The 8879-nt window shown below is 68.9% G+C and carries 2 protein-coding genes and 1 tRNA gene; 1 reads left to right on the forward strand and 2 read right to left on the reverse strand.

What is annotated here, in order from left to right; genetic code table 11:
- Positions 1-28 precede the first annotated feature (28 nt).
- Positions 29-5461 (reverse strand): HAMP domain-containing protein, encoded by a 5433-nt coding sequence (locus ABZ267_RS25130; RefSeq protein ID WP_356749237.1) that lies wholly within the window; start codon positions 5459-5461, stop codon positions 29-31.
- Between the two features lie 400 nt (positions 5462-5861).
- Here ABZ267_RS25130 and ABZ267_RS25135 point away from each other — a divergent pair, with 400 nt between their 5' ends.
- Positions 5862-8489 carry a SpoIIE family protein phosphatase gene (locus ABZ267_RS25135; RefSeq protein WP_356749239.1) on the forward strand — a complete coding sequence of 876 codons (2628 nt, stop codon included), beginning with the start codon at positions 5862-5864 and terminating at the stop codon, positions 8487-8489.
- A gap of 63 nt (positions 8490-8552) precedes the next feature.
- Here ABZ267_RS25135 and ABZ267_RS25140 read toward each other — a convergent pair.
- A tRNA-Thr gene (locus ABZ267_RS25140) sits at positions 8553-8625 on the reverse strand.
- Between the last annotated feature and the right edge of the window lie 254 nt (positions 8626-8879).

Raw genomic sequence — 8879 nt, forward strand, 5'->3', positions numbered from 1 at the left:
AACTCACACCGATTCATTCAAAATCCGATCACTCTCCGTGCATCCACCGCTCCATCACCGCCAGCAGATGATCAGGATCGACCGGCTTCGTCACATAGTCGGAAGCGCCGCAGTCGATCGCCTTCTCCCGGTCGCCCTTCATCGCCTTCGCGGTGAGCGCGACGATCGGCAGCCCGGCGAACTGCGGCATCCGCCGGATCGCGGTGGTGGTCGCGTAACCGTCCATCTCGGGCATCATGATGTCCATCAGCACGACCGTCACATCGTCGTGCTGCTCCAGGACTTCGATCCCCTCGCGGCCGTTCTCCGCGTACAGCACGGCCAGTCCGTGCTGCTCCAGGACGCTGGTGAGCGCGAAGACGTTACGGATGTCGTCATCGACGATGAGCACCTTCTCACCCCGGAACCGGAACGTCCGCCGAGGCTCCGCAGCCTCCTCCCCCGCCGCCGCGCTCCCCTGCACCCACTCCTCGTGCGGGACGCTCTCGCCGGCCGGCCGCCCGGCAGGCAGCGCGGGCCGCCTGGCCGCGTCCCCGAGAGCCTTGCGCCGCCGCCGGAACACACCCGCGGAGTTGGCCGGGTCTCCGAGCGGAGCGGAGTCGCCGCCCTGCGGCGCCTGTCCGTTCTCGGAGCCGCCGCCCAGCCCCTCGGTGGAACCGGAACCCACCTGCGGGAAGCCCTGGGGCGGCAGTTCGGCGCGGTGCAGCGGCAGGTACAGCGTGAAGGTCGAGCCACGGCCCGGCTCGCTCGCCGCGTGGATCTCACCGCCGAGCAGCCGCGCGATCTCCCGGCTGATGGAGAGGCCGAGGCCGGTGCCGCCGTACTTGCGGCTCGTCGTCCCGTCCGCCTGCTTGAACGCCTCGAAGATCACCAGCATCTTGCTGGAGGCGATCCCGATCCCGGTGTCGGTGACCGAGAAGGCGATCAGATCGGCGTCCGCGTCCCGCAGCAGACCCGACTCCAGCAGATGCTCCCGGATCGCGTTCGGCACATCGGCGCCGGCCGGCCGGATCACCAGCTCCACCGCACCGCTGTCGGTGAACTTCACCGCGTTCGACAGCAGGTTGCGCAACACCTGGAGCAGGCGCTGCTCGTCGGTGTGGAGCGTCGCGGGAAGCTCCGGCGAGACCCGTACGGAGAAGTCGAGGCCCTTCTCCGCGGTGAGCGGGCGGAAGGTCGCCTCCACGTAGTCGACCAGCTGGACCAGCGCGATCCGGGTCGGACTGACGTCCATCTTGCCCGCCTCGACCTTCGACAGGTCCAGGATGTCGTTGATCAGCTGGAGCAGGTCGGAACCGGCCCCGTGGATCGTCTCGGCGAACTCGACCTGCTTCGGCGAGAGATTGCCCTCGGCGTTGTCCGCCAGCAACTTGGCCAGGATCAGAAGCGAGTTGAGCGGCGTACGCAGCTCGTGCGACATGTTCGCCAGGAACTCGGACTTGTAGCGCATCGAGACCGCGAGCTGCTCGGCGCGCTCCTCCAGGACCTGCCGCGCCTCCTCGATCTCGGTGTTCTTCACCTCGATGTCGCGGTTCTGCTGGGCCAGCAGCTCGGCCTTCTCCTCCAGTTCGGCGTTGGACGCCTGGAGGGCCTTCTGCCGGTTCTCCAACTCCTGTGAGCGGTCACGCAGTTGCTCGGTCAGCTCCTGGGACTGCTCCAGGAGCTTCTCCGTCTTGGTGTTGACGCTGATCGTGTTGACGCTCGTCGCGATCATCTCCGCGAGCTGGTTGAGGAAGTCGCGTTGGATGTGCGTGAACGGCTGGAACGAGGCCAGCTCGATCACACCGAGCACCTTGCCCTCGAACAGCACCGGCAGCACGATCACATGGGCCGGCGGCGCCTCGCCGAGGCCGGAGGAGATCTTCAGATAGCCCGGCGGAACGTTGTCCACCTGGATCGTCCGCTTCTCCTCGGCCGCGGTCCCGATGAGCGTCTCACCGGGCCGGAACGAGGTCGGCATCGACCCGGCGGAGTAGCCGTAACTCCCGCGCATCCGCAGCTCGTACGAGGTGTCGTCGGCGCTGTCCGGCCCCACCTCGTCGGAGTCGCCCGGAGACATGGCCAGGAAGAACGCGCCGTGCTGCGCCGAGACCACCGGCGTCAGCTCGCTCATGATCAGCGAGGCCACGTCGTCCAGATCGCGGCGGCCCTGCATCAGACCGGAGATCCGGGCCAGGTTGCCCTTCAGCCAGTCCTGCTCCTTGTTGGCGAGGGTGGTGTCGCGCAGGTTGGCGATCATCGTGTTGATGTTGTCCTGGAGGACCTGGATCTCGCCGGCCGCGTCGACATCGATCTTGAGGTTCAGATCCCCGCGCGTCACCGCCGTGGCGACGGCCGCGATGGCGCGCACCTGACGGGTCAGGTTCCCTGCCATCTCGTTCACCGACTCGGTGAGATCGCGCCAGGTGCCGTCCACGTCCCGCACCCGCGCCTGACCGCCCAGCTGCCCTTCCGTGCCCACCTCACGGGCGACCCGGGTCACCTGCTCGGCGAACGAGGAGAGCTGGTCGACCATCGTGTTGATGGTGTTCTTCAGCTCCTGGATCTCACCGCGCGCGTCGATGTCGATCTTCTTGGTGAGGTCGCCCTTGGCGATGGCCGTGGTGACCGTGGCGATCTGCCGCACCTGGCCGGTGAGGTTGGAGGCCATCGAGTTCACGGACTCGGTGAGGTCCTTCCACGTACCCGACACGCCCGGCACCCGTGCCTGGCCGCCCAGCTCACCTTCCGTACCCACCTCACGGGCCACACGCGTGACCTCGTCCGCGAACGAGGAGAGCGTCGTCACCATCGTGTTGACGGTGTCGGCCAGCTCGGCCACCTCGCCGCGCGCCTCCACGGTGACCTTCTTCGTCAGATCGCCGTTGGCGACCGCGGAGGAGACCCGGGAGATGTTCCGTACCTGGCTGGTCAGGTTGTTGGCCATCAGGTTGACGTTGTCGCTGAGGTCCTTCCAGATGCCGGTCGCACCGCGCACCCGCGCCTGACCGCCGAGAATGCCCTCGGTGCCCACCTCGCGGGCCACCCTGGTCACCTCGTCGGCGAAGTTGAGCAGCTGGTCGACCATCGTGTTGACGGTCGTGACCAGTTCGAGGATCTCACCCTTGGCGTCGACGGTGATCTTCTTGGAGAGATCTCCCTTGGCCACCGCGGTGGTGACCTCGGCGATGTTGCGGACCTGGAGGGTCAGGTTGTTCGCCATGCCGTTGACGGACTGCGTGAGGTCCTTCCACGTACCGGAGACGCCCTGCACCTCGGCCTGGCCGCCGAGGATGCCTTCCGTACCCACCTCGCGGGCGACCCGCGTCACCTGCTCGGCGAAGTTGGAGAGCTGGTCCACCATCGTGTTGAGGGTGTTCTTCAGCTCCAGGATCTCGCCGCGCGCGTCCACGTCGATCTTCTGCGACAGGTCACCGCGCGCCACCGCCGTGGCGACCTGCGCGATGTTACGGACCTGAGCGGTGAGGTTCCCCGCCATCCCGTTCACCGAATCGGTGAGATCGCGCCACACTCCGGCCACACCGGGCACCTGCGCCTGACCGCCGAGCCGACCGTCCGTACCCACCTCGCGGGCCACGCGGGTCACCTGGTCGGCGAAGGCGGAGAGCTGGTCGACCATGGTGTTGATCGTGTTCTTCAGCTCCAGGATCTCGCCCCGGGCGTCCACGTCGATCTTCTGCGACAGGTCGCCCCGCGCCACCGCCGTCGTCACCTGCGCGATCTGCCGCACCTGGGAGGTGAGGTTGCCGGCCATGAAGTTGACGGAGTCCGTCAGCTCCTTCCACGTACCGGAGACGCCGTCCACGCGCGCCTGACCACCGAGGCGGCCCTCGGTGCCCACGTCTCGGGCCATCCGCGTCACCTGGTCGGCGAAGCTGGACAGCTGCGCCACCATCGTGTTGACGGTGTTCTTCAGCTCCAGCATCTCGCCGGCCACATCCACGGTGACCTTCTGGGACAGGTCACCGTTGGCGACCGCCGTGGTGACCTGCGCGATGTCCCGGACCTGACCGGTCAGGTTGCGGAAGGCGGTGTTCACCGAGTCGGTGAGGTCCTTCCACGTCCCGGCGGCACCCGGCACCTCCGCCTGACCACCGAGCCGGCCCTCGACGCCGACCTCCCGCGCCACGCGCGTCACCTCGGAACCGAACGACTGAAGCTGGTCCACCATCGTGTTGACGGTGTTCTTCAGCTCCAGCATCTCGCCGGCCACGTCGACCGTGACCTTCTGCGACATGTCACCGCTGGCCACCGCGGTCGTCACCTGCGCGATGTCCCGCACCTGTGTGGTCAGGTTCCGGAAGACCGTGTTCACCGAATCGGTGAGGTCCTTCCACGTCCCGGCGGCACCAGGAACCTGCGCCTGACCGCCGAGAAGCCCCTCGCCACCGACCTCGCTCGCCACACGTGTCACTTCGTCGGCGAAGGTGCGCAGCGTCTCGGTCATCTGGTTGATCGTCTCGGCGAGCTGGGCGACCTCGCCGCGCGCGCTCACCGTGACCTTCTGCGTCAGGTCACCGCTGGCGACCGCCGTCGTCACCTCGGCGATACCGCGCACCTGAGAGGTGAGGTTGCCGGCCATCGTGTTGACGGAGTCGGTGAGGTCCTTCCACACGCCGGCCACACCCGGCACGGTCGCCTGACCGCCCAGCTCACCTTCCGTACCCACCTCACGGGCGACGCGCGTCACCTCGGAGGAGAACGAGGACAGCTGGTCGACCATCGTGTTGACGGTGTTCTTCAGCTGGAGCATCTCACCGGCCACATGGACGGTGACCTTCCGCGACAGATCACCCTTGGCGACCGCCGTCGTCACCAGCGCGATGTCGCGCACCTGGGCGGTGAGGCGGTACGCCATGGTGTTGACGGAGTCCGTCAGGTCCTTCCAGGACCCGGACATCCCGCGCACCTGCGCCTGGCCGCCGAGCTTGCCCTCGGTGCCGACCTCCACGGCGACCCGGGTCACCTGTTCGGTGAAGACCGACAGCTGGTCGACCAGGTTGTTGACCGTACGAGCGACCTTCAGGAACTCGCCGCGCAGCGGCCGTACCGTCTCGTCCGTCGTGTGCGACCGCAGCTCCATCCGCTGCTCCAGGTCACCGTCGGCGACCGCCGACAGCACCCGGCCCACCTCGGAGACCGGTCGCGCGAGGTCGTCGACGAGCTCGTTGGAGGCGTCGATCGCGGCGGCCCAGGAGCCCTCGCAGGCCCCCGTCTCCAGCCGCTCCGTCAGCTTGCCCTCACGCCCGACCACCCGCCGTACACGCGCCAGCTCACCGGTGAGGTGGAGATTGCGGTCGGCGACCTCGTTGAAGACCGCCGCGATCTCCGTCATCACGCCGTCGCCGGAGACGGTGAGCCGCCTGCGGAAATTGCCGTCGCGCATCGCCACGAGTCCCGCCAGCAGTCTGCTCAGAGCTGCCGCGTCGACCTCGACGGTGCCATTGCGCTGCTTTTTCACGGACTGTCCGCCTTTTGTACGCGTATTCGAACCCCGCGCCGCCACGCCAGACTCCACCGTGTCCCTCCCGCAGGGGTTGACCGTTTCGCTCGGGTCTATCCGGAACCTTGCCCAGTTCCACTGTGGACCACCGCCACAGCACACCGTCAACGGGTGGCCGGGCGGACGTCAAATCGTTGCAACGTACCAGGCCGGAACAGGTCGGCGGGCAACCTCCCCCGCTTGCACCCCATCGCTCCCACCGGGAGACATACTCGTGCGCCCGCGCACGACTCCTGGAGCGTCCTGTCCCGATCTCGGCCCTCGTGTACCCGGCACCCTTGCCGAACGTCTAGCCTGGCAAGCGAATCGAAGCGGCGAGAAACGGGCACAGGACTCGGGGAAGCGACGAGACACCAATATGGGGAGTGCTGTGATCACCGCGCGCGCGGCCGCCACCTTCGAACCGGTCGGGCGCTCGGTCGCGACCGCCCGCGCCTTTGTCCGGGACACCCTCCAGGGGTGGGGATACAACGATGTCGTCGACGACGCCGTCGTCCTCACCAGCGAGCTCGTCACCAACGCCGTCATCCACGCGGGGACGGCGGCCGACGTGCTGTGCCTCCGTACCGAGGACGGCGTACGCGTCGAGGTCGCCGACCACTATCCGGAGCGCGAGGTCCCGCTCCAGAGCAACGGGCTCGACTTCGGCTCACCGGACCGCGAGAACGGCCGCGGCCTGCTGCTCTGCGCCGCGCTCGCCACCCGCTGGGGCGTCGAGTACACGCCCACCCGCAAACATGTCTGGTTTCAGCTGGACCTCCCCGAGCGCCCGGTCGGCATCCGCTCCGCGGGCCCGCTCCTGCCCACCGCGCTGCTGCCCGTCGCGGACCAGCGCGTACGGGTCGCGGTCGTCCAGATCGACCACTCCGGCGCGATCGCCGCGTGGAACGACGACGCGGCCTTCCTCTTCGGCCACGGCGCGGACGAGGTCTCCGGCAAGCAGCTGACCGACTTCCTGGCCTGGCCGCACACACCCGGCACCAACACCGGTATCGCGGACGCGCTCCGCCTCTCCCGCTGGGAGGGCAGCTACGGCATCCGCTGCTCCGACGGCCGCGTCACGCCTGTCTACGCCTCTCACCTGCGGGTCCGCGACACCGACGGCGAACCGTCCACGGTCTGCCTCCTCGTCCGCGACTACGAACGCGCCGTCCTGCAGTCCCCGGTCCGCGCGCCGGTCTCCGACTCCTCGTCCGAGAACCGCACCACGGACCCGTTCGAGGTCTTCATCGGCTCTCCGGCCCCCGACGACCTGGACGGCCTCCTCCAGCGGACGGTGGAGCGCGCACGCGACATGCTCGACGCGGACTCCGCGTTCCTCCTCCTGGCCACCGACGACGAGACGGAGCTGGAGGTCCGCGCCACGACGGGCCTGCCTTCGGCCCGCCAGCGCTTCGCGAGAGTCCCCGTCGAAGCCGGAACGGGACGCTACGGCTCCGCCCGCATGCCGGCCGTCCACGAGGACCTGACCGCCGTTCCCGGCGCCGTCCCGCTCCTCACCGACACCGGGATGCGCTCGGTCGTCACGGTCCCGCTGAAGGTGGAGGGCCGCCTCACCGGCTCCCTGGGCGTCGCGGCCGAAGCGCCGGGACGCTACTCGAACGAGGAGGCCCTGCGCCTCCAGTTCGCCGCCGACCGCATCGCGCTGGCCGTCGAGTCCGCGCGCCTCGGCGAGCTGGAACGGCTGCGCCGCGGCTCGCTCTCCTTCCTCGTCGAGGCCTCCGACCTGCTGGCCGGCACGCTCGACCGGGACCAGACGCTGGCGCTGATGGCCCAGATGACGGTCCCGACCCTGGCCACCTGGTGCGCGGTCTACACGATCGCGGACCAGTCCTCGGACCCGTACCTCTCGTACGTGCTCCACGAGGACGAGGACCTCATCGACGGCCTCAAGGCCCTGCTCTCCAAGATCGACCCGCCGGACCCGGTCCCGACGCCGGGCGCCCGTATCTGGGCGGCGCCTTCGGAGGCCGGTCACCGCGCGGCGCTGTCCACGTCGACCCGCAGCCTGGACCACGACGCGCCGTTGAGCATGTCCACGGCCACCCGCACGATCCTGGCCACGGCCCAGGCGGTCGGCGGCGAGACGGTGGTCCTGCCGCTGGTCGCCCGCAACCGCGTGATCGGCATGCTGACGCTCGGGAAGCCCTCGGACGACCACTTCCGCCAGGAGATCCTGGAACTGGCCGAGGACCTCTCCCGCCGAGCCGCCCTGGCCCTGGACAACGCCCGTCTGTACTCGGAGCGCATGGCGATCAGCCAGTCCCTCCAGCGCAGCCTCCTGCCTCCGGGCCTTCCCGACGTCCCGAACGTCGAGATCGAGGTCATCTACCGCGCGGCCGGCGAGGGCAACGAGGTCGGCGGCGACTTCTACGACGTCTTCCCGATCCACGACGGGGCGTACGGCTTCGCCATCGGCGACGTCTGCGGTACGGGCCCCGAGGCCGCCGCCGTCACGGGCCTCGCCCGCCACGCCCTGCGCCTGCTCGCCAAGGAGGGCTTCACCGGCCCGGCGGTCTTGGAGCGCCTCAACGCGGCCATCCTCGACGAGGGCGCCCGCAGCCGCTTCCTCACGCTCCTGTACGGCGAGCTGTGGCCCCAGGAGGACGGCAGCGCCCTCCTGAAGGTGGTCTGCGCCGGCCACCCGCTCCCGCTGCGCCTGCGCCAGGACGGCTCCGTGGAGCCGGCGGCCGAACCGCAGCCCCTGCTCGGCGTCCTGGAGGACCTGGAACTGTACGAGGAGGAGGTCACCCTCAACCCGGGCGACGTCCTCCTCTGCGTCACGGACGGCGTCACCGAACGCCGCGAGGGCACCCGCATGCTCGGCGACGACGGCCTCGCGGAGGTCCTGTCGACCTGTACGGGCCTGACGGCCGGAGCGGTCGCCGCACGCATCCTGCGAGCCGTGGAGCGCTTCGCGGCGGAGCCCGCATCGGACGACATGGCCATCCTGGCAATGCGCGTCCCGGAGCCGCCGCGTATCTGACTCCGAGGCCGGCAAACGCGAAAGGCCCCCGCCGTGTGGCGGGGGCCTTTCGTTTTCTCTCTGAGCCCCAATGCGGAATCGAACCGCAGACCTTCTCCTTACCATGGAGACGCTCTACCGACTGAGCTATTGGGGCCTCGCTGCGCTGTGGCAACGAGGTAAACCATACACGGGATCCGGAGATGTTCATAACCGCGGCCAGCAGGAGTTCTCCGGGTGCTCCGGCGACAGCTCGGCCCCGGCAGGAGAGCACTATCGGGCGGGCCTGGAACGCAGGAAAGCCCCGCACCACAAGGGTGCGGGGCTTTCCCGGAAAAATTGTTCGGCGGCGTCCTACTCTCCCACAGGGTCCCCCCTGCAGTACCATCGGCGCTGAAAGGCTTAGCTTCC

Origin of the sequence: Streptomyces sp. NPDC006174 (assembly GCF_040614075.1) — a bacterium.
GTDB lineage: Bacteria > Actinomycetota > Actinomycetes > Streptomycetales > Streptomycetaceae > Streptomyces.